Source organism: Flavobacterium lacus, from assembly GCF_003268815.1.
GTDB lineage: Bacteria > Bacteroidota > Bacteroidia > Flavobacteriales > Flavobacteriaceae > Flavobacterium > Flavobacterium lacus.
This window is the reverse complement of sequence record NZ_QLSV01000013.1, coordinates 1-20818: the sequence shown is the minus strand read 5'-3', so window position 1 is coordinate 20818 and position 20818 is coordinate 1. Positions and strand designations below refer to the sequence as shown.

General features: G+C 33.6%; 20 protein-coding genes. 11 read left to right on the top strand and 9 right to left on the bottom strand.

Translation table 11 applies throughout. From position 1 onward, the window contains the following. Nucleotides 1-100 precede the first annotated feature (100 nt). Nucleotides 101-670, top strand: coding sequence for a fasciclin domain-containing protein (locus B0I10_RS12340; protein WP_112086821.1), 570 nt, complete (start codon nucleotides 101-103; stop codon nucleotides 668-670). A gap of 182 nt (nucleotides 671-852) precedes the next feature. On the opposite strand, the gene B0I10_RS12335 is transcribed toward B0I10_RS12340, so the two are convergent. The 5 genes from B0I10_RS12335 to recG all read right to left on the bottom strand — a co-directional run bounded on the left by B0I10_RS12335 (nucleotide 853) and on the right by recG (nucleotide 9956). Further along, nucleotides 853-3486: a T9SS type A sorting domain-containing protein gene (locus tag B0I10_RS12335; RefSeq protein ID WP_112086820.1), complete on the bottom strand. Its 2634-nt coding sequence runs from the start codon at nucleotides 3484-3486 to the stop codon at nucleotides 853-855. A 113-nt stretch (nucleotides 3487-3599) separates the two neighbouring features. Next, on the bottom strand, nucleotides 3600-6020 hold the full coding sequence (gene pheT, locus B0I10_RS12330) for a phenylalanine--tRNA ligase subunit beta (protein ID WP_112086819.1): 2421 nt from the start codon (nucleotides 6018-6020) through the stop codon (nucleotides 3600-3602). 118 nt (nucleotides 6021-6138) lie between these two features. Further along, nucleotides 6139-6666: a hypothetical protein gene (locus B0I10_RS12325; protein WP_112086818.1), complete on the bottom strand. Its 528-nt coding sequence runs from the start codon at nucleotides 6664-6666 to the stop codon at nucleotides 6139-6141. A gap of 166 nt (nucleotides 6667-6832) precedes the next feature. After that, nucleotides 6833-7696, bottom strand: coding sequence for a bestrophin family protein (locus B0I10_RS12320; protein WP_112086817.1), 864 nt, complete (start codon nucleotides 7694-7696; stop codon nucleotides 6833-6835). A gap of 154 nt (nucleotides 7697-7850) precedes the next feature. Beyond that, on the bottom strand, nucleotides 7851-9956 hold the full coding sequence (gene recG / locus B0I10_RS12315) for an ATP-dependent DNA helicase RecG (RefSeq protein ID WP_112086816.1): 2106 nt from the start codon (nucleotides 9954-9956) through the stop codon (nucleotides 7851-7853). Nucleotides 9957-10187: 231 nt separating this feature from the next. Between recG and B0I10_RS12310 the strand changes: the two genes are divergently transcribed. After that, nucleotides 10188-10520 carry a YegP family protein gene (locus B0I10_RS12310; RefSeq protein WP_112086815.1) on the top strand — a complete coding sequence of 111 codons (333 nt, stop codon included), beginning with the start codon at nucleotides 10188-10190 and terminating at the stop codon, nucleotides 10518-10520. A gap of 49 nt (nucleotides 10521-10569) precedes the next feature. Here B0I10_RS12310 and B0I10_RS12305 read toward each other — a convergent pair whose 3' ends face one another. From B0I10_RS12305 to B0I10_RS12295, 3 genes are all read right to left on the bottom strand, one after another. Continuing rightward, nucleotides 10570-11301: a sulfite exporter TauE/SafE family protein gene (locus tag B0I10_RS12305; RefSeq protein ID WP_112086814.1), complete on the bottom strand. Its 732-nt coding sequence runs from the start codon at nucleotides 11299-11301 to the stop codon at nucleotides 10570-10572. Nucleotides 11302-11377: 76 nt separating this feature from the next. Further along, complete coding sequence (locus B0I10_RS12300; RefSeq protein WP_112086813.1) at nucleotides 11378-12400, bottom strand: M28 family metallopeptidase; 1023 nt, start codon at nucleotides 12398-12400, stop codon at nucleotides 11378-11380. Between the two features lie 39 nt (nucleotides 12401-12439). Further along, nucleotides 12440-13198 carry a dienelactone hydrolase family protein gene (locus tag B0I10_RS12295; RefSeq protein ID WP_112086812.1) on the bottom strand — a complete coding sequence of 253 codons (759 nt, stop codon included), beginning with the start codon at nucleotides 13196-13198 and terminating at the stop codon, nucleotides 12440-12442. Nucleotides 13199-13286: 88 nt separating this feature from the next. On the opposite strand from B0I10_RS12295, the gene B0I10_RS12290 reads away from it, so the two are divergent. The 9 genes from B0I10_RS12290 to mce all read left to right on the top strand — a co-directional run bounded on the left by B0I10_RS12290 (nucleotide 13287) and on the right by mce (nucleotide 19770). Continuing rightward, nucleotides 13287-13916 carry a Crp/Fnr family transcriptional regulator gene (locus B0I10_RS12290; protein WP_112086811.1) on the top strand — a complete coding sequence of 210 codons (630 nt, stop codon included), beginning with the start codon at nucleotides 13287-13289 and terminating at the stop codon, nucleotides 13914-13916. A gap of 64 nt (nucleotides 13917-13980) precedes the next feature. Continuing rightward, nucleotides 13981-14784: a sulfite exporter TauE/SafE family protein gene (locus B0I10_RS12285; RefSeq protein WP_112086810.1), complete on the top strand. Its 804-nt coding sequence runs from the start codon at nucleotides 13981-13983 to the stop codon at nucleotides 14782-14784. A gap of 7 nt (nucleotides 14785-14791) precedes the next feature. Continuing rightward, entirely contained in the window at nucleotides 14792-15769 is a 978-nt protein-coding gene (locus B0I10_RS12280; RefSeq protein WP_112086809.1) for a YeiH family protein, read from the top strand. Nucleotides 15770-15927: 158 nt separating this feature from the next. Further along, nucleotides 15928-17331 (top strand): MBL fold metallo-hydrolase, encoded by a 1404-nt coding sequence (locus tag B0I10_RS12275; protein ID WP_112086808.1) that lies wholly within the window; start codon nucleotides 15928-15930, stop codon nucleotides 17329-17331. Nucleotides 17332-17349: 18 nt separating this feature from the next. Then, a complete protein-coding gene (locus B0I10_RS12270; protein ID WP_112086807.1) occupies nucleotides 17350-17712 on the top strand; it encodes a rhodanese-like domain-containing protein in 363 nt (120 codons plus the stop codon). Nucleotides 17713-17719: 7 nt separating this feature from the next. Beyond that, on the top strand, nucleotides 17720-18016 hold the full coding sequence (trxA, locus tag B0I10_RS12265; RefSeq protein ID WP_112086806.1) for a thioredoxin: 297 nt from the start codon (nucleotides 17720-17722) through the stop codon (nucleotides 18014-18016). Nucleotides 18017-18145: 129 nt separating this feature from the next. Next, the gene (locus B0I10_RS12260; protein WP_112086805.1) at nucleotides 18146-18349 is read left to right on the top strand and encodes a hypothetical protein; all 204 of its coding nucleotides are present in this window, start codon (nucleotides 18146-18148) and stop codon (nucleotides 18347-18349) included. An 87-nt stretch (nucleotides 18350-18436) separates the two neighbouring features. Continuing rightward, on the top strand, nucleotides 18437-19330 hold the full coding sequence (locus tag B0I10_RS12255) for a phospholipase A (RefSeq protein WP_112086804.1): 894 nt from the start codon (nucleotides 18437-18439) through the stop codon (nucleotides 19328-19330). A 29-nt stretch (nucleotides 19331-19359) separates the two neighbouring features. Then, nucleotides 19360-19770, top strand: a complete 411-nt coding sequence (mce, locus tag B0I10_RS12250; protein ID WP_112086803.1) for a methylmalonyl-CoA epimerase — start codon at nucleotides 19360-19362, stop codon at nucleotides 19768-19770. 1 nt (nucleotide 19771) lies between these two features. On the opposite strand, the gene B0I10_RS12245 is transcribed toward mce, so the two are convergent. Beyond that, nucleotides 19772-20023: a hypothetical protein gene (locus B0I10_RS12245; protein ID WP_112086802.1), complete on the bottom strand. Its 252-nt coding sequence runs from the start codon at nucleotides 20021-20023 to the stop codon at nucleotides 19772-19774. Between the last annotated feature and the right edge of the window lie 795 nt (nucleotides 20024-20818).

Below are 20818 nucleotides of genomic sequence, written 5' to 3'. Positions count from 1 at the left end.
TTGTAAAAAACAGATACTAAACTATTGTTAAAACATGATAGTCATAAAACCATAAAATGATTAGTTCCGTAAATCCTTTTATAACGTAAAAAAAACGATCATGAAAACACAAAAAAGATTAGCAACCTTAGTAGTTGCCTTAACAATGATGATGGGAACATCAACTTTTGCTCAAACCAAAGAAAAAACCGTTCAAGTGGGTGGAGCTCCAATGTATCCGAGTAAGAATATTGTAGAAAATGCAGTAAATTCTAAAGATCATACCACGTTGGTTGCAGCCGTTAAAGCCGCCGGTTTGGTTGAAACGCTGCAGGGAAAAGGACCATTCACCGTTTTTGCACCAACCAATGCGGCTTTTGATAGATTGCCAAAAGGAACAGTTGAAACACTTTTAAAACCGGAAAACCTTAAAACGTTACAAGCAGTTTTAACCTACCACGTTTTAACGGGAAAATTTAGTGCCGCCGATATTGTTGCAGCCATTAAATCAGGAAATGGAAAAGCAGAATTTAAAACCGTAAGTGGTGGGAAATTATACGCTTCAATGAGTGGAAAAGATGTTATTTTAATGGATGAAAATGGAGGAAAATCGAAAGTGACAATCGCCGATGTAAATCAATCCAATGGCGTGATTCACGTAGTTGATGCAGTTGTTACACCAAAGTCATAAAAGTTTGTTGATTTGATTTTGTTTTAAAAGGAAAAGACCACAATTTTTAAAGTTGTGGTCTTTTTTTATTATCTCAAAACTGCTCCTAATTCTTTTTCAAAATTTTGCTGAAGCTTGTTCATTATTTTATCAATTTGATTGAAAAATAAAAGGTTTTAATTTCATATTGATTTTATTAATTTTTATTCTTTAATAATTTTCACAATCTTAACACTTTCATTACTGTATATTTTTACTAGATATAGATTTGAAATTAAATCTTTTAAGTCAATTTCAACTTCATTCACTTCATTGAAATCATATGTTTTTATATTGTTACCAATTAGACTATAAATCTCAACTTTTTTAATATTTAAATTATCTCCTGATATTTTTAAAAAGTCTTTTACAGGATTTATAATTTTAATGTTGGAAATAGTAGGTTCTACAATATTTAAAGAAGAAATCGCTTTTATAGGTAATCTATACGTACTTTCTATACCATTTATAGTTTGTGTTGCATAATATGTTGTATTATTAACTAAAACAGTATTGATAGGTAAAGGTGTATCGCTATTTAAAGTTGAATTACTAACATTTAAATTTAAAACACAATCTAATTGGTCACTAAACCATGATATATTTTCTCCAATAACATTTAAATTTTCTAACGTATCACCATTTGAAAAGTTCTGAATTGGAGGACCAATTGGAGTATTAACAAATGAAGCATTTTGTGAAATATCATACCTTTTTAAATTGTCGAAATTCTGAGTATAATTACTTTCATTATAATTATAGATTAATTGAACGAGAATTTTATCACAAAATTGTTGGTAAATTTTAAAAATTTGATGTTCAAAATTAACTACTCCCTCTAAAACACCATCGATGCTATATTTTTTCAATTGATTAGAATAAGCAATAATAATTTTATTTTCAGAATTAATTATTATTTTACTACAACCTGATGTAAAATCATTAAAGGAGGTATCAAGTGACCCATCAGAATTTAATCTTTTTATAAAATTATCATCATAATTAACTATGAGTTTATCACCTTGCTTTTGATAATGTTTTACACTATACCCATACCCTGGCATAACATAAGCGTTAAATGAATTATTTATGGTGCCATCGGGATTCAACTTATATATTTTTCGGGTACCTGAACTTGTTAGTGATCCATTAGAATATAATGAACCATCATTAAATCTTTTAAACGAATTACTTGAAAAAAAGTTATAAGGAGTAAATGTATCATCAAAGCTACCATCATAATTTAAACGATATATTTTATTATCATTGTAGTTTCTATATAATATTTTGTCATCGTTTGTAATTTCAACAAATCTTAAGTCAGAGGATATTGTTGGATTAAATGTGTTGTCTATAGTTCCATCTTCATTCAATCGAATAAATTTATGTTCAATTGAATTAATGTAAATTCTACCATTTGCACTACCAGAACCTGCAGCAATTAAAATTTTATTATTACTGAATTCTTTAAAGTGAAACACTCCACTTGTTATTTCTTGAATTTGTGGGTCTAAATTAAAGCTATTATCAATTGCTCCTTCTGTATTTAATTTTATTATGCTTTTACATGGAGTATCATTGTATGATGTTAAATCAGGACTCTGAACTAGTATGCTTCCATCATTTAAAACTGCCATATTTTGTATTGTTTTGTTTGTAGATTGCTGAGGATTAAAAGAAAAATCTAAATCACCGGAACTATTTATTTTATGAATTTTTTCTCTTGTAATTCCTTCTGAAGATTTGTATGAGGAATTAACTAAAATTTTACCATCTGGACAAAGTTGTAAGATTTCATGAAGATAATTCAATTCTGTATTTTGATAGTTAAACGAATTATCGATAGTGCCATTGGAGTTTATTTTTTTTAAAAAATTACCATTATGTGCGACAATCATTTTTCCATTATCCAATATTACAGCATCATTAGCATAACTAATATCTAAACTATTAAATGTTGTGTCCCTTGAGCCATTGGAATTTAATCTTGTAATACCTCTTGATAAAATTGTAGAACCATTTATAAAATTTGGCCCTAATAAAAGAATTTTACCATTGGTCTGAACTATAATCTTACTTATATGACCTGGATCGCTTAAACCATAAAATTGATTTGTGAAATCATAAAAACTATTATCAACAGTTCCATCATAATTTAATCGAGCTAATTCAATATTGTGAAAATTTCCCGAAAAACCTGAAAGGAATTGACCTCCAATAACATATTTACCATCAGATTGAATAGCAAAAGAATATATGCTACCAGTAAAGTTAAAATATTCATCTAGATTAATAAAACTTGTGTCTACAGAACCATCAGGATTTAATCTAACCATATTCTTTCTGCTAATACCGTTGACATAATTAAACGAACCGCTTACAATAACTTTTCCATCTGAATCAATTTTAGCACAATGAATAACAGGAGGAAAAGTGGATTGGAAGATAGGAGTAATAAAATTAGTGTCTTCTAAACCATTACTATTGTATACTTTCAAATCAAAATCTGTACTATTCCATCGATTAAAAGCAACAAGTTTACCGTTACTACCTTTCACAAGTGAAGAGAATGGTATTGGCAAAATATAGTTATCAGGGTCATTAATTATACTTCCATTAGAATTATACAAATTTGGTAATCCGTTGTATGTAAGAATATTACCGTCATCTAAAATAATACCACTTCCTCCAATATTTTCATTAAAAGGGCCATTATTATTTAGGTTAAAAGTATTGTCAATATTTTGAGAAAATAATGATAAATTACAAAGTAATATTAAACATAAAATTTTTTTCATTGGTCAAAGATTTATATCGTAAATATAAAAAAAATACTCACTTAAAAAAATTATATTATTTTCAAGTGAGTAGTAATCAATAACTTCTAATAATTTAGTTTTGGATTGTTTATTTATCTCAAAACTGCTCCTAATTCTTTTTCAAAATTTTGCTGAAGCTTGTTCATTATTTTATCAATCTGATCATCCGTCAGTGTTTTGGTTGTATCTTGAATAATAAAACTCAATGCATACGATTTCTTTCCTTCCGGAAGATTTTTTCCTTCATACACATCAAAAAGATTAATGTCTTTCAGTAAAACTTTCTCTGTTTGACGAGCGATTGAATATAATTTGTCGAACGTAACATTTTGGTCTAACAGCAATGACAAATCTCTTTTCACCTCAGGATATTTCGGAATATCTTGAAATTTAATTTTGTTTGAAATCATTTTCAAAATCAAATTCCAATTAAAATCGGCATAAAAAACTTCCTGTTTGATGTCGAAATATTTTAGAATAGATTTCTTCACTGTACCAAATTCAACCAAAATGTCATTTCCAATGGCGATAGCAATTCCTTCATTAAAGACATCATTTGAAACCGGAACAGTTTGCGTTTTTCCAAAAGAAAGTCGAGTCAGAACGGATTGAACATATCCTTTAAACAAAAAGAAATCACTCGTTTTTTGTGGAGTTGTCCAAATTTCAGCTTGACGATTACCGGTTACAAACAACGAAAGGTGCTTGTTTTCTTCATAACCGGATGGCATTTTGTGGTAGCTTTTACCAAATTCAAATAATTTTAAATCTGAATTTCTACGGTTGATATTGTAGGATACAGCTTCTAAACCGGAAAACAATAGTGATTGACGCATCGCTGATAAATCATTGCTCAACGGATTGAGCATCATCACATTAAATTCTTCTTTCAGATTTTCGGATAATTTCACATAATCAGGAGTGGTAAGAGAATTGGCCATCATTTCATGAAAACCTACCGAGTTCAGTTGTGAAGCGATGATGTTTTGAACTTTATAATCTTCTGTTCTTCCGGAATTGGCAACCGTTGCATTTAATTTTTTTGAAAACTGAATATTGTTGTAGCCGTAAACACGAAGAATTTCTTCTATTACATCTATTTCTCTTTGCACATCCACACGATAGGCAGGAATGGTTAAGCCCAAACCGGCATCGGAAACGCTGTTTACTTTAATATCTAAAGAAACCAAAATCTTCTTGATGATTTCTTTTGGAATTTCCTGACCGATGATTTTGTTTACTTTATTGAAATTCAACAAAACCGTAAAATCTTCAATTTTCTTTTGATAAATATCGATGATATCCGAAGTAATTTCGCCTCCGGCAATTTCTTTGATTAAAATGGCGGCTCTTTTTAATGCATATTCGGTAATGGTTGGGTCAATTCCACGTTCAAATCGAAACGAAGCATCAGTGCTTAAACTATGTCTTTTTGCCGTTTTACGGATTGAAACCGGATTAAAATAGGCACTTTCTAAAAATATATTGGATGTGTTTTCGGTTACGCCGGAATTTTTCCCACCAAAAACACCTGCAATACAAAGTGGTCCCTTTTCGTCGCAAATCATCAAATCCTCTTCGTGTAAAATCCGTTCAACATCATCTAACGTTTTGAATTTTGTTCCACTTTCAACCGTTTTTACGATAATTTTTCCGTTAATTTTATTGGCATCAAATGCATGTAGTGGTTGTCCTAATTCGTGCAATACGTAATTTGTAGCATCCACAATATTGTTTTTTGGCGTTAAACCAATGGCCTTTAAACGATTTTGCAACCAATCCGGAGACGGTTTCACCGTGATTCCCGAAATCGTAACGCCGCAATAACGTGGAGCTAATTTGATATCTTTTACTTCAACATCAATTTTGAGTGTTCTTTTATCCACTCGAAAACTGGTAACCGAAGGCGTAATTAACTCAGGATGCACATTTTTCTGAACTAAACCGGCACGTAAATCTCTCGCAACACCCCAATGCGACATGGCATCGGCTCTGTTTGGGGTTAAACCTATTTCGAAAACTTCATCGTCTTCAATATTCATCACTTTGGAAAATAGCGTTCCTGCTTGCAATGAATCATCTAAAATCATAATTCCGTCGTGACTTTCACCCAAACCTAATTCGTCTTCGGCACAAATCATTCCATGACTTTCTTGCCCGCGAATTTTTCCTTTTTTAATTTGAAATTCGTTTCCGTCTTTATCAAATAAATTGGTTCCAATGGTAGCAACAGGCACTTTTTGACCCACTGCAACATTGGGAGCACCACAAACAATTTGTATCGGATTTCCATCACCCAAATCAACTGTGGTTACTTTTAAACGATCAGCATCAGGATGTTGCACGCACGTTTTTACTTCGCCAACCACGATTCCTTCTAAACCACCTTTTATGGATTGGTATTTTTCAACCACTTCAACTTCTAAACCTAAATCGGTGAGCAAAGCAGCTGTTTCTTCGGACGAGGAATCTAATTTAATAAATTGTTTGAGCCAATTGTATGAGATACGCATTTTCTATGAGCTTTTAAAGGTGGCAAAGATAATCAATGAATTACTTTTTGCATAATTTTAAAATAAAAAAGGTCACTTTAATTAGCGACCTTCTTAAAACTTATTTTAACTATGTTTTTTAGTTGATGCAATAAAGAAAATAGGGTAATTTTTCGCTTCCGGGAAGAATTTGGGATACACTGTGGCCTGATTTTATTTCTTCTGAACCCATGTTTGTAAATTTGAAATGTGTAGCAATATAAATACAACCATTTTTATCAAATTTTAAATCACTTTTTTCTATACTGATGATGTTTTCGGGAGCGATTGATTTTGCGATGTGATTGTGGGTTGGAATAGTCTTGTTATCCGAAATACTTTTACGAATGTTAGAAAATGTTCCAAAATACAAGTCTATTTCAGATATTGTAACGTTTGCATTGGTTTTACAAACGAGATAAATGGTAGTTTCATCATGATAAATAGATAATTCACCAATTGATTTGGAGTCATCATCAATTATTTCATAATTCACTTCAGATTTTAAAACAGTATCTTTTTTAGAGGAAAGCAGTGCAAGATTTGTTTGTTCTTCGTTAAAAGAATCGTCTTTACTACAATTAAGCGTCAGAAATGCAGTAAAAATTACTAATGTAATTTTTTTCATGTTGGTTAAGTTTTTTGTGTTAGACTTGGGATCTATTCAACTAAATGCCGGGCAAGCTTTTAATTGATGGTGCTAAGCTAAGTGCAAGTATTCGTTTACAAAAAAATAATCGTTCAAAAACACGTTTTCTCGATAACTAGCTTAAAAACAGCTTTTTTATGGCATATTAAAGGATTTCTTCTACGTGTTTTTTGATATTAGAAGCGATTTTTTCGATAGGAAGGTCATTCGCATCAAACCCGAATGGATCTTCAATTTCTTCGGCAATTAATTCTAAACTTGCTAATACATAAAATATAAAAATTACTACCGGAATCGAATAATAGCCCAAACTGAAAACATAGCCAAACGGCAACGTCATCACATAGAAAAAGATAAATTTTTTGATAAATGCACTATAGGAATAGGGGATAGGAGTGTTTTTGATACGTTCACAAGCTCCACAGATATCAGTAAACGACATAATTTCGTTGTTCAAAATAATCAGCTGATCGCCGGTAATTTTCTTTTGATCATATAAATCATTTATTTTTTGAAAAAGCATTTTGGCCAATTGATTGGGTTTGTGTTTCTGGTGATCAATTTCCAAATCAGCATCATCATAAAGTTGTTTGCTCGTTTCCACATTAGTAAGATGCTTACTCAAAATAGAAGCATAACCGGGAATAAGTTTTCTAAAATAGGATCTGTCATTTTCCTCGTGCAACATCACACGAAGCTTTATAGCCAAGTTTCTACTGTTGTTGACCAATGCTCCCCATAATTTTCGTCCTTCCCACCAACGATCATAAGCTGTGTTTGTTCTAAAAACCAACAATAACGAAATCACAAAACCTAACATATTATGCATAATCGTAATATTGCTCAAATGACTTTTTTCAGACATTTTCCAGTAAACAATCTCCAAATAACCAACGCCAAACGTATAAACCCCGATAAAAATCATCATCGGAATCAATTTTCTGAATGTATCTGATTTGTGAAATCTGAAAATAAAGGTAATCCAGTCTTTTGGGTTGTATTGAACCATTTTTTAGGGTGATGGGTTAAGGGTAATGGGTGATTGGTTTGAAAACGTAAATGTAGAGAAGAAATTTTAATTTCTGATTAGTGAATATAAATTTTCATTTCTAGAACTCACAACTCGCAACCCGTAACTCGCAACCCGCAACCTTCAACCTCTATTAACTAATATAATTCCAAATATTCTTCTTCTTACTCATTTCCATAAAAACCATTCGCAATGTTTGGTGTTCCGGTAATGTCATTGAAGCATCTTTTTTCAAGAGTTTGATGGCTTCGTGGCGAGCAAGTTGTAAAATATCTCGGTCGCGAACCAAATCGGCGATTTGTAAATTCAGTACGCCGCTTTGTTGTGTTCCCATAATATCACCGGGTCCGCGAAGTTTTAAATCCACTTCGGCAATTTCAAAACCGTCGTTGGTGCGGCACATGGTTTCTAATCGGGTTTTGGAATCGTCACTCAGTTTGTGACTCGTCATCAAAATACAATAACTTTGTTCGGCACCACGACCTACACGTCCGCGAAGTTGGTGCAATTGGGATAATCCAAATCGTTCAGCACTTTCAATCACCATTACGCTGGCATTAGGAACGTTTACGCCGACTTCAATGACAGTCGTGGCGACCATAATGTTGGTTTTTCCTAACGAAAAACGCAGCATTTCTTCTTCTTTGTCAGTCGCTTTCATTTGTCCGTGAACGATGGAAACACTGTACTGTGGCAGTGGAAAATCCCTTGAAATGCTTTCATAACCATCCATCAAATCTTTGTAATCCATTTTTTCACTTTCATTAATCAATGGATAAACAATGTAAATTTGTCGGCCTTTGGCAATTTCATCTTTCAAAAATTTCCAAACTTTCAATCGGTTAGAATCATATCGATGAACGGTTTGAATGGGTTTTCGTCCCGGAGGCAATTCGTCTATCACAGAAATATCCAAATCGCCATACAGACTCATCGCCAATGTTCGAGGAATAGGTGTAGCCGTCATTACCAAAACATGTGGCGGAATAGCATTTTTCTTCCATAATTTGGAACGTTGTTCTACACCAAATCGATGTTGTTCATCAATAATCGCTAATCCTAAATTGTTGAATTGAACTTTATCTTCTAACAAAGCATGTGTTCCAATAATAATATGTAATTCACCATTCTCCAAAGCTTCATGAATGATTTTTCGTTCAGAAGTTTTGGTTGAACCGGTTAATAGTTTTATGTTGATATTCAAATCTTTGGCTAATTCAGTTAAGCCATTGAAATGTTGTGTTGCCAAAATTTCCGTGGGAGCCATCAAACAACTTTGAAAACCGTTATCTAAAGCAATTAGCATACACATTAAAGCCACGATGGTTTTTCCGGAACCCACATCACCTTGTAATAAACGATTCATTTGAGCATTGCTGCCTAAGTCATTTCGAATTTCTTTCAACACTTTTTTTTGAGCATTTGTCAATTCAAAAGGCAAATGATTTTGATAAAAATTATTAAAATAATCACCAACCTTTTCAAACGGATGACCTTTTATTTTGTGCTTACGGATAAGATTTTTAGTAATTAATTGCAATTGAATAAAAAACAATTCTTCAAATTTTAATCGGAATTGAGCTTTTGCCAACAATTCCTGACTTTTTGGAAAATGGATATTAAACAACGCTTCATTTTTCGAAATCAATTTTAATTCACCTAACAAATAGGAGGGAAGGGACTCTGTAAAACGAGCTTGCGTTTCCACAAACAATTGTTGCATCATTTTGTTAATGGTGCGATTGGAAATGCCTCTTTGCGTCAATTTTTCAGTAGAAGGATAAACCGGTTGCATGGCCGAACGAAGACTTTGTTTGTGTTCCTCTAACAATTCTAATTCCGGATGAGCCATGTTGAACAAGTTAGAAAAAGCAGCCACTTTTCCAAAAGCAACATAAACGGCATTGAGTTTTAAGCTTTCACGAATCCATTTCTGACCTTGAAACCAGACCAATTCCATTTCGCCGGTGTCATCTACAAACGTAGCGACTAATCGACCTCGTCCTTTTTTTTGTTCAACAGTTTTAAGGTGGATGATTTTCCCAACAATCTGAACTTCTGTATTTCCCGCTTGCAATTCATTGATTTTGTAGTAACGCGTTCGGTCGATATACCGATTGGGAAACAACGTCAACAAATCGCCATACCGATGAATGCTGAGTTCTTTCCGAAGCATTTCGCCACGAGAAGGACCAACGCCTTTAAGATATTCTATTGGAGTTTGCAGGATATCGTTCATTTTAAAAAATCAACTTCAGTAACAATGACAATTTCAATTTCAATTCAAAGCGAAGATAGTTTTTTGTGGTGGAATTTGAAAGTTGTAAAGTAATTCAATGTTGAAAGTAAAATTTGGTAGTTTTAATTCTACGGAAAAACGACAGAAATGTTAATAATTTCACATAAAAATCATATGAAATGTTAAAATATCTTCTTAATTTTATAATTCAATAATTTTAAAACAACTAATATGGGATCATTTGTAATCAGTAAAAGAAAAAATGGAGAATTTCAATTTGTATTAAAAGCCGGAAATGGTCAAGTAATTTTGGCTAGTGAAGGCTATACAACAAAAGCTGCTTGTGAAAACGGGATTGAATCAGTTAAAAAGAATTCGCAAGACGATAAGCGTTTTGATCGATTAGAAGCAAAAAATGGTAAACCCTATTTTAATTTAAAAGCAACAAACGGACAAATTATTGGCAACAGTGAAATGTATGAATCAGTTGCAGCTCGTGAGAACGGAATTGCTTCTGTAGCAAAAAATGCTCCGGATGCCGATGTAAAAGAAGATTTAGAATAGCCACCGTACTTACTATAGCAGTAAAGCCTTGAGAATTCTCAGGGCTTCTTTATTTTAAACTTTGAAAGAGTGAAAACAGTCCTATCAGGAGAATTAAGAATAAAGAAATTCGTTTGAAATAATCTTGTGAAATATGTTTTAAAATCCGTTGGCCAATCCAACTGCCAACAAAACCAATGATGAATAGAAACGGAATGTAAATCAATATTTCTTTCGTAATATATCCATTACTGAAATAAACAATCGTTCGCGATAAATCAATCATCATGTCGATGGCTGCTGATGTGGCCACAAACACGCTTTTTTCTAAATTAAAAGCAGCCATGGTTAATCCTCGAATAGCTCCGCCAGTTCCGATTAATCCGGCTGAAAATCCTGAAAGAGCACCACCAATAACAGTTTGTTTGAATTTCGCAGGAATGACAAGCTTGTCTTTAATCAAAAACAGCAAACTAAGAGCGATTAGAAAAATACCTAAGGCAATTTCTAAAATTTGACTTTCGAAAAACTTACTTAAGAAGCCACCAATAATCACGAAAAGTACTGACGGTATCCCAATTTGAAGAATAAGTTTTTTATCCAACCCTTTTCTAAACAAATAGATTTTTGATAAGTTGCTTGACAAATGAAAAACTGCTGTGATTCCTAAAACGGTATGAAAATCAAAGAAAATGTTGGCAAAAGGCACAAAAAACACGGAAGATCCAAAACCGCCAATGGTTCCGATGATTTCTGCAAGTAAAGTAAGCAGTAAAAACCAAAGGGTTTTGTCAATTTCCATGATGAAAAATAGCTACTCAAAGGTACAAAAAAAACACAAAATTGCTTTTGCGTTTTTCAGTTATTTTGATAAGAAACTATTTACCGTCTTTATCTACTTTCGGTCTTTCATCAGCATTAGCTAACTTCCAAGCTACTGCAAAAGCCAATTGTGTTCTCTTGGCTAATAAAGGATAATCAATTTTGTCAGTTGTGTCTGTTGCTTTGTGATAATCGTCGTGCACACCATTGAAATAAAAGATAGCTGGAATCCCTTTTTTAGCAAAATTATAATGGTCAGAACGGTAATAAAAACGATTCGGATCATTCAAATCATTATAGGTATAATCTAATTCCATCCCAATATACTTTGTATTTGCTTCTTCTGAAATTCGGTGTAAATCGGTACTCAAACGGTCAGAACCAATAACATAAACATAATTATTGTTATCCTCTTTTCCATAACCTCGTCTGCCTATCATGTCAATGTTGATATTGGCAATCGTGTTGGCAATTGGGAACAAAGGGTTTTCAGCATAAAATCGTGAACCATGCAAGCCATGCTCTTCTCCGGTTACGTGCAAAAATAAAATGGATCGTTGTGGACCATTGCCTTCTTTTTTTGCTTTTTGAAAAGCAGCAGCCATTTCCAATAAAGCCACAGTTCCTGAACCATCATCATCAGCACCATTATAAACCTCGCCGTTTTTCATACCAACATGATCATAATGAGCAGAAATAACCAAAATTTCATCGGATTTTTCAGAACCTTCTACAAAAGCCCAAATATTTTCAGAATCACCTAATTTTGGACTAAATTGTTTCTTAAAAAATTCAGACGGAATAGGTTGATAAAATGTAGTCGCTCCTTTTGGAAAAGGAATTCCCATCGCTTTGTATTGATTAATTAAGTATTCGCCGGCTTTTTTCTGTCCGGGAGTTCCGGTATCTCGACCTTCCATTTCATCGGAGGCTACTATATAAAGGTGCTTACTTAAATTTTCAGCTTTAATTTCGGATAAATACTTTTCCGGTGAAATTTCTCGAGTACTATTTTTATTGGAAGAACAGCCCACCAACAAAAATCCCAATACAAAAGAACTCAGAATTATTTTTTTCATTTTAAATCAAATTATTTCGACAAATATAATAAAGTAGGTTTACAAAATTTCTTTCAAGAATGATAAAAAGTGAACAAAGGAACGTTTGTCCGCCAATTCATTATAAGCCGCACCTTTTGAATTATCGTTTCCTGCTTTTTTATTGGTGAACGAATGCACCGCACCGGAATAATAAATCATTTGCCAATCGGCTTTACTATCTTTCATTTCTTTTTGAAAAGCGAAAATTTCTTTTTCAGAAACAAACGGATCATCTGCTCCATGGAGCACTAACACTTTCGGTTTAATCTCAGAAATAATTCTTTCTTCCGCTTTGCCCAATCCACCATGAAAAGAAACAACTCCTTTCACATTCAATCCGGCACGAGCGACTTCTAAAGCACCGGTTCCGCCAAAACAATAGCCAATTACTACAATTTTGTCTTTATTAGCCCCTGATTTAAGGAGTTGGTCAAGTGCTAATTGAATTCTTCGATGATAATCGGCTACATTATTTTTATAAAAACCGGCTTGCTTTCCGGCTTCAGTACTATTCTTAGGATAATTTCCTTCGCCATAAATATCCGCAATAAAAGCATAATGTCCAAGATCTGAAAGTTGTTGAGCCACTTCTTTAGAATGGTCGTCAATTCCCATCCATGCCGGTAAAATCAAAATTCCGGATTTGTCAGCATTTGCTTTTTTGGGTTTGGAAGAAAATCCGTTAAGGTTTTGATTTCCGTATTGATACGTAACTGATTGTATTTGAGCATTCATTGAAAAATGTGTAAATAACAGTAAGACAAATAGTTGTTTCATAATTTTTTTTATTTCAAATTTCGTTATTTAATTCTAAGAAAATGTAATATTTAGTGTATTTTTATGATTCAAAATTCAATAAATAATAATGAAAGAACTTTTAAAGACAACGTACGGGTTTATTTTTGAAGATAATTTAATAGATGAAATAGCAGAAGTTTCATTGCTTAGAGATTTTACTGAAGGCGATGTTTTAATTGATTTTGGCGATTACATAAAAAAAATGCCACTGCTCATCGAGGGAGCGATTAAGATCTTAAGAGAAGACTTTGACGAAGGTGAATTACTTCTTTATTTTATTGAAAAAGGCGATACGTGTGCCATGACCATGGCATGTTGCATGGGCGAAACCAAAAGTGAAATTCGGGCTGTTGCCGAAACCAACGGAAAAGTAATCATGATTCCGGTGCACAAAATGGAGGAGTGGTTAGGCAAATATAAAAGTTGGCGAAATTATGTTTTTAATAGTTACAACAATCGTTTAAAAGAAATGCTGAATGCGATTGATAATTTAGCTTTTATGAATATGGATGAGCGATTAATGAACTATTTAATCGACAAATCTAAAATTAATCATTCCAAAGAAATTCATACGACGCATCAGGAAATTGCCTATGATTTGCACACTTCTCGTGTGGTCATTTCACGACTGTTGAAAGCATTAGAAAACGGCGGTAAAATCAGACTTCATCGAGCTTCAATCGAATTATTGAAATAGCTAATGTATCAAAAGTTACAAAGTAATCGATTTGTCAGCCGTACTTTTGGTAAAAATTGTAATAATGGAAACAGCCCAAATAGTAGGATATTTGCTTGCCGTCCTTGTCGGAATTTCACTGGGGTTAATTGGTAGTGGAGGTTCCATTTTAACCGTTCCAATATTAGTCTATATTATGGCTGTTGAACCTGTTTTGGCCACAGCCTATTCCTTATTTATTGTAGGTTCAACAGCATTGGTCGGCGGAATTAAAAGTGCAATTCTTAAAAAAGTCGATTTTAAAACGGTTTTAATTTTCGGAATTCCTTCCATTGCTGCGGTTTATTTAACAAGAGCATTTCTAGTTCCAATAATTCCTGATGTAATTTTTACTGTTGGAACGTTCGAATTTACCAAACCTATCGCTTTAATGATTTTGTTTGCCGTTGTCATGATGATGGCATCTGTGTCAATGATAAAGCCTTCAAAAGTAAAAATTGATGAAAATACACCTTTAATTTACAATTTTCCACTTATTTTAGTAGAAGGTATAGCGGTTGGAATTTTAACCGGTTTGGTAGGAGCAGGGGGCGGATTTTTAATCATTCCTGCTTTAGTTTTATTTGCCAAAATGCCAATGAAATTAGCTGTTGGAACATCACTTTTTATTATTGCGGCAAAATCACTTATCGGTTTCTTAGGTGATTTAAAAAGTGATCAGCCAATTGATTGGATTTTGTTGTCCTATTTTACCATCACCTCCATAATTGGAATCTTCATCGGAATTTTTCTCTCCAAAAAAATAGAAGGAAACAAATTGAAAACCGGTTTTGGCTGGTTTGTTCTTTTCATGGGAATTTATATTTTACTTAAAGAATTAGTATTATAATTGTAGTATGATTTCTAAAAAAATAGTACCGGGAATTCTTTTTACCGCATTAATTTCAGCTTTTGCATGGGGAATAAGTGTTTTATTTCCTTTTTTAAACAGCATTTTAATCGGATTGTTATTAGGCATTATAATTGGAAATTTTTTTAAATTACCATCACAATTCTCGCCTGGAATAAGTCTTACAGGTTCTAAAGTATTAGAATTCTCAATCTTGTTTTTAGCCTTTGGTATCAATTATTCTTACATGGGGAAAATTGGTTGGCAAAGTTTTTTATTAGTAGCACTTGTTGTTTTTGCAGTTCTAATATTTAGTGTTTTTCTATCCAAAAAAATGAATTGTCCCAGCACCGTTGGTTGGATGGTTGGCTTTGGAACCGCCATTTGTGGTTCTAGTGCAATTGCCGCTTTGGCTCCAAGTTTAAATAAAAACAAAGAGGATGTGGGTGTCGCCATGGCAGTTGTTAACCTTTTTGGTACGTTGGGAATGCTTTTTTTGCCAATAATTCTCGCTCTTTTTCCTTTTTCAACCACCGAAATAAGTTTGCTTTTGGGAGGAACACTTCATTCTGTCGGCAATGTAGCCGGAGCAGCTTTTTCCATTTCACCCGAAGTTGGTGAACAAGCCTTAACCATAAAATTAGCTCGCGTTGCTTTGCTTTCTCCCGGTTTAATATTTTTTTCCTTTTTAACGCAAGATAATAAAGGTAAAAATTGGAAAAGCTACTTCCAATTACCGTGGTATTTATGGGGTTTTATACTCATAACAGTATTCGTTTCTTTGACCGAAATTCCTCAAAACTTCATCAATTTCACCGCAGAAGTAGGCAAAATTCTTTTAACTATTGCAATGACTGCAATTGGATTAAAAGTGAGTTTTTCATCCCTAATTCAATCCGGAAAAAAAGGATTATTCTACGGTTTTCTGATTTTTTTATTTCAAATTATATTGATTCTTATCGGCATATATTTTTTTATTAATTGATGTCGAATCAAACCCAATAAATTTTGCAATTAAACAGTACTATATTTTTGTCAATAAGTTAAATGTGAGACTTAATTTTTTTTATTTTCCTATCTTTGTAACTAATGTTACACGTTTTTTGGATGTTAAAGTATAATTTTACAAAAAATTAAATAAGTATGAAAATAGAACAAATATATACAGGATGTCTGGCTCAAGGTGCCTATTTTATTGAAAGTAAAGGAGAAATTGCTATTATTGATCCATTGCGAGAAGTGCAACCCTATATTGATAAAGCAGAAAATGTTAACGGAAAAATTAAATACATTTTTGAAACACATTTTCATGCTGATTTTGTAAGCGGTCACGTAACGTTAGCTGAAAAAACAGGAGCAACAATTATTTTCGGGCCTAGTGCCAATCCAAGTTTTAAAGCCCACATTGCTAAAGATAACGAGGTTTTTCAGTTAGGCGAAATCACTATCACTGCCTTACATACCCCAGGACATACTATGGAGAGCACAACCTATTTACTAAAAGATAAATACGGAAAAGATTATGCCATTTTTAGTGGCGACACTCTGTTTTTAGGCGATGTGGGTCGTCCTGATTTAGCTCAAAAAGCAGCTGACATGACGCAAGAACAATTAGCAGGATTGTTATATGATAGCCTTCGAACTAAAATCATGACATTAGCCGATGATGTGATTGTTTACCCGGCACATGGAGCCGGTTCCGCCTGCGGAAAAAATTTAAGTAAAGAAACTGTTGGAAGCATCGGAGATCAAAAAGCCACTAATTACGCTTTGCGAGCTAATATGACCAAAGAAGAATTTGTGAAAGAAGTAACCGACGGTTTATTACCTCCACCTGCCTATTTCCCGATGAATGTGAAATTGAATAAAGAAGGTTACGAAAATGTTGAAAACATCATTAAAGAAGCACAGTCCTTCCAACCTAATGTTTTTGAAACGGTTGCCAATGATACGGATGCACTAATTTTAGATGTTCGTCACCAAGACGATTTCGCAAAAGGACATATCCCTAAATCGATTTTTATTGGTATCGATGGACAATTTGCTCCATGGGTTGGTGCGTTAATTTTAGATTATAAACAACCAATTTTGTTAGTAACGCCTGATGGTCGCGAAGAAGAAACAATTACTCGTTTAGCTCGTGTTGGATACGATAATACAATAGGTTACTTAAAAGGTGGTTTCGATGCATGGAAAAAAGCCGGAATGGAATATGACACTGTATCAACAATTGATGCTCACGTATTAGAAGAAAAAATAAAAGAAAATGTGCCCGTTTTCGATGTTAGAAAACCAGGCGAATATGCTTCTGAACACATTGTAGATGTTCCTTCAACTCCATTGGATTTTTTAAACGAGCATTTAAGCGAATTTCCAAAAGAAAAAGATTTCTATGTGCATTGTGCGGGTGGATACCGCAGTATGATTGCCGCATCTATTCTTAAAGCAAGAGGTTATCACAATGTTATTGATGTAAAAGGTGGTTATGCAGCTATAAAACAGACCGAAATTAAAAGAACGACCTACGTTTGTCCGAGTACATTGTAATTTTAAAATACCAAAAAAATGAAGAAAATAATTTTATTATTTCTATTTGCTTTGCTGGCTTTTTCTTGTCAATCTCAAAAAGACCCAAGAATTAAAGTCGTACCAGAATCAGAATTTAAAGCGGTAATTGCTAGGGAAGACGTTCAACTCATTGATGTTCGAACCCCGCAAGAATATGCCGATGGTTTCATAAAAGGAGCAAAAAACATTAATGTAAATGACGCTGATTTTGAAACCGAAATCCAAAATTTAGATAAATCTAAACCCGTTTATATCTATTGTAGAAGTGGAGCACGTAGCCAAACAGCTGCCAAGAAAATGGTAGAATTTGGGTTCACTCAAATAGTTGATTTACAAGGTGGATATATGAATTGGAAATAAACTTACTATGTCAAATTTTACAGATATCATTAATTCTCCAAAACCTGTGTTGGTCGATTTTTTTGCCACTTGGTGCGGACCATGCAAGATGTTGGCTCCAATTCTTAAAGAGGTGAAAGATGAATTAGGCGAAAATATTTCAATTATAAAAATAGATGTGGATAAAAATCAGCCATTAGCAACTCAATACCAAGTGCGAGGTGTGCCAACCATGATGCTTTTTCAAAATGGGAAACAACTTTGGCGACAGTCAGGCGTGTTGTCTAAACAAGAAATTATTAAAGTAATTCAAAATAATAAGTAGAATTAAATTTTCTATAAGAATTAAATTATAAAACTTAAAATTGAATTAAAAAACGCAGGTTTTTATAAAAGTATGACAATAAATTATATATTTGTATAACTAAATCGTTAATTCCTAAAATCGTATATCATGAAAAAATTAGTTTCATTATTAGTTGTAGCCGCGTTTTTTGTAACTGCAGATGCTATGGCAACAGATCCAAAAAACAAAGAAAAGAAAAAAGACAAAGCTAAAACAGAACAAGTAGAAGCTTCAAAAGAAGAAAAAAAATCATGTTCTTCAGGTGAAAAAAAAGCATGTTGTGCTTCTAAAAAAGCTGAATCTAAATCATAATTAGATTTTAATATTACTAGTAAAAGTGTCAAAGAAATTTGACACTTTTTTTATACAAAATACCTATCTTTCGAGAAAAATTGCGCTATGAAATTTCTTCAGATGTTTTGCTTGCTTTTTTGCTTCTCCTTGACTTCAATTAGTCAAACACTCGAAGAACCGATGGTGCAAACAGATATTATTTCCAAATCCTATTCACAACAATGGGAACTTGATTCGATCCACAAGAAAGGAACATTCAGACTTGTTTCCCATAAACCAATATACATTACGGCTGGAAGATGGTCTAGCAATCCAAATGAAAAACCATACAGCGAAAATCCTGAATATTCTGCCACAGAAGCACAAGATTTCAATCGCTACGAGGCAAAGCTTCAGCTAAGTTTCAAAACAAAATTACTTCAGGGTCTATTTTGGGGTAAAGCTGATGTATGGTTAGCTTATACACAAAGAGCATATTGGCAGATTTACAATAAAGATTTGTCACGTGCTTTCCGAGAACTTAATTATGAACCAGAACTCATTTTTGTTTACCCACTTAAAATAAAAGCGTTCGGCGGATATTTTCGATCAACTGGAGTTTCGGTAAACCACGAGTCAAACGGACGTGATTTTCCACTTTCAAGAAGCTGGAACAGAATAATTTTTCATTTGGGATACGAAAATGAAAATTGGATTGTTTCGATCAATCCTTGGATTCGTTCCGCAGATACCGATGATGAAAACCCGGCCATCACAAAATTCATCGGAAATGGGGAAGTTAATGTTGGTTATTCTTATAATCGTCATGAGTTTTATACCATTATCAGGCATCCATTTGACCGAATTAAAGGTGGAAGCATTCAATTAAACTACGTTTTCCCAATGAAAGGACATTTACGTGGGCACTTTCAATTTTTCCACGGATACGGCGAAACGTTAGTCGATTACAATCATAGCCAAACCACACTCGGAATCGGCATCTCATTCGCCAATTGGTAAAATTTAAAATTAATTAAAATCTATTTTTTATGAATTTATCACACATCGAACACATCGGCATCGCCGTAAAAAGTCTGGAAGAAGCCATCCCTTTTTGGGAAAACATGCTCGGACTCAAATGCTATAACATCGAAGAAGTAAAAGAACAAAAAGTCAAAACCGCCTTTTTCATGATTGGTCAATCAAAAATAGAACTCTTAGAATCTACCGATCCCGACGGACCAATCGGAAAATTCATAGAAAAAAAAGGCGAAGGAATTCACCACCTAGCCATTGCCGTAAAAAACATCGAAGAAAATTTACAAGAATTAGACCAAAAAGGAGTCCAATTAATCGACAAAACACCCAGAAAAGGAGCAGAGGGTTTAGACATTGCTTTTCTTCATCCTAAAGCCACACATGGCGTTTTGTTAGAACTTTGCGAAAATAAAAATGCGTAAATCAATTGGTTTTTGGTAAAACCAATTTAAATTCACTCAAATAACTGTCCAATAATTCACCTTCTTTAAATACTTTTTTAAACAGAATGTCTTCCGTTCCATAATGCAAATGAACTTCCACATAAAAAGTGTTCAAACTATAAAGTTTCTTGATAACGGGCTTTTCATTTCGCTCAGCAACAAGAACGCCGCTTTCAAAAAGAGTCTGATATTGTTCCTTTTCCGGTAAGGCCAAAAAGGTGATGAGTTTCACGCTTAGTTTATTTTTGACGAAGATACCAAAAAACTTTTTTTTAAAAAGATTTTTTTCTAATGTTCATTGTAACACAATTTGAAACAACATTCTTCAGCTTCCATCCTTTCAGAAGCTATTTCCCGCTTTCCATTCCAAGCTTGTTCGTCTTGTTGTTTTTTTCTACGTCAAAAAAAGAGCTACCGTTGGTCGCTTTTTTTTGCCAAGAAAAAATACAACAATACTTCACAAGGCTTTCCATTGCAATCGGGGCTAGGGGAGCAGTGGCCAATTAGCAGTTTTCAGTCTCAGTCGCAGTCTCAGTTTTGTCATTCCGCAAGATGACGAAGTCGAAATAGGACACGAGCGATAGCTAACTGGCAAAACAATCTCCTGCAAAGCAGGCAAAACCTGAACCCACCACCCAATAGCTTCGTGCCTTGATTTCTTTGTTGCAAAAGAATCATTGCGTAGCAATCCTTTTCTGTGCTTTGCGTGCTTTCTGTGAGAAAAAAGTTTTCAGTCTCAGTACCAGTTTTGTCATTCTTCGAGAATGACGGGTCAGACAACCGACAACTATAGATAAAGCCTATATAAAGCCTATATAATGTATGGATAAAGTATGGATAGTGTATGGATAGTGTATGGATAAAGCATCAAAGGTGGCAGATTTAATCAGAGCTAAAAAACTTTCATTTGCAAACAGCGACAAATCAGCCTCTTAAAAAAAACTTTCAAAAAGAGTTTAAAAAAGATTTGGAAAGCCCAAAAAGAGTACTACTTTTGCACCCGCATTGAGAGCGACGTTCTGTAGAA

Bases quoted from the DNA above. Each gene is read 5' to 3' on its own strand.
- B0I10_RS12285 (WP_112086810.1), top strand. From the start codon at position 13,981: ATGGAAACAGCCCAAATAGTAGGATATTTGCTTGCCGTCCTTGTCGGA.
- B0I10_RS12295 (WP_112086812.1), bottom strand. From the start codon at position 13,198: ATGAAACAACTATTTGTCTTACTGTTATTTACACATTTTTCAATGAAT.
- B0I10_RS12335 (WP_112086820.1), bottom strand. From the start codon at position 3,486: ATGAAAAAAATTTTATGTTTAATATTACTTTGTAATTTATCATTATTT.
- B0I10_RS12280 (WP_112086809.1), top strand. From the start codon at position 14,792: ATGATTTCTAAAAAAATAGTACCGGGAATTCTTTTTACCGCATTAATT.
- trxA (WP_112086806.1), top strand. From the start codon at position 17,720: ATGTCAAATTTTACAGATATCATTAATTCTCCAAAACCTGTGTTGGTC.
- B0I10_RS12310 (WP_112086815.1), top strand. From the start codon at position 10,188: ATGGGATCATTTGTAATCAGTAAAAGAAAAAATGGAGAATTTCAATTT.
- B0I10_RS12270 (WP_112086807.1), top strand. From the start codon at position 17,350: ATGAAGAAAATAATTTTATTATTTCTATTTGCTTTGCTGGCTTTTTCT.
- pheT (WP_112086819.1), bottom strand. From the start codon at position 6,020: ATGCGTATCTCATACAATTGGCTCAAACAATTTATTAAATTAGATTCC.
- B0I10_RS12305 (WP_112086814.1), bottom strand. From the start codon at position 11,301: ATGGAAATTGACAAAACCCTTTGGTTTTTACTGCTTACTTTACTTGCA.
- B0I10_RS12320 (WP_112086817.1), bottom strand. From the start codon at position 7,696: ATGGTTCAATACAACCCAAAAGACTGGATTACCTTTATTTTCAGATTT.
- B0I10_RS12290 (WP_112086811.1), top strand. From the start codon at position 13,287: ATGAAAGAACTTTTAAAGACAACGTACGGGTTTATTTTTGAAGATAAT.
- recG (WP_112086816.1), bottom strand. From the start codon at position 9,956: ATGAACGATATCCTGCAAACTCCAATAGAATATCTTAAAGGCGTTGGT.
- B0I10_RS12260 (WP_112086805.1), top strand. From the start codon at position 18,146: ATGAAAAAATTAGTTTCATTATTAGTTGTAGCCGCGTTTTTTGTAACT.
- B0I10_RS12325 (WP_112086818.1), bottom strand. From the start codon at position 6,666: ATGAAAAAAATTACATTAGTAATTTTTACTGCATTTCTGACGCTTAAT.
- mce (WP_112086803.1), top strand. From the start codon at position 19,360: ATGAATTTATCACACATCGAACACATCGGCATCGCCGTAAAAAGTCTG.
- B0I10_RS12255 (WP_112086804.1), top strand. From the start codon at position 18,437: ATGAAATTTCTTCAGATGTTTTGCTTGCTTTTTTGCTTCTCCTTGACT.
- B0I10_RS12340 (WP_112086821.1), top strand. From the start codon at position 101: ATGAAAACACAAAAAAGATTAGCAACCTTAGTAGTTGCCTTAACAATG.
- B0I10_RS12300 (WP_112086813.1), bottom strand. From the start codon at position 12,400: ATGAAAAAAATAATTCTGAGTTCTTTTGTATTGGGATTTTTGTTGGTG.
- B0I10_RS12275 (WP_112086808.1), top strand. From the start codon at position 15,928: ATGAAAATAGAACAAATATATACAGGATGTCTGGCTCAAGGTGCCTAT.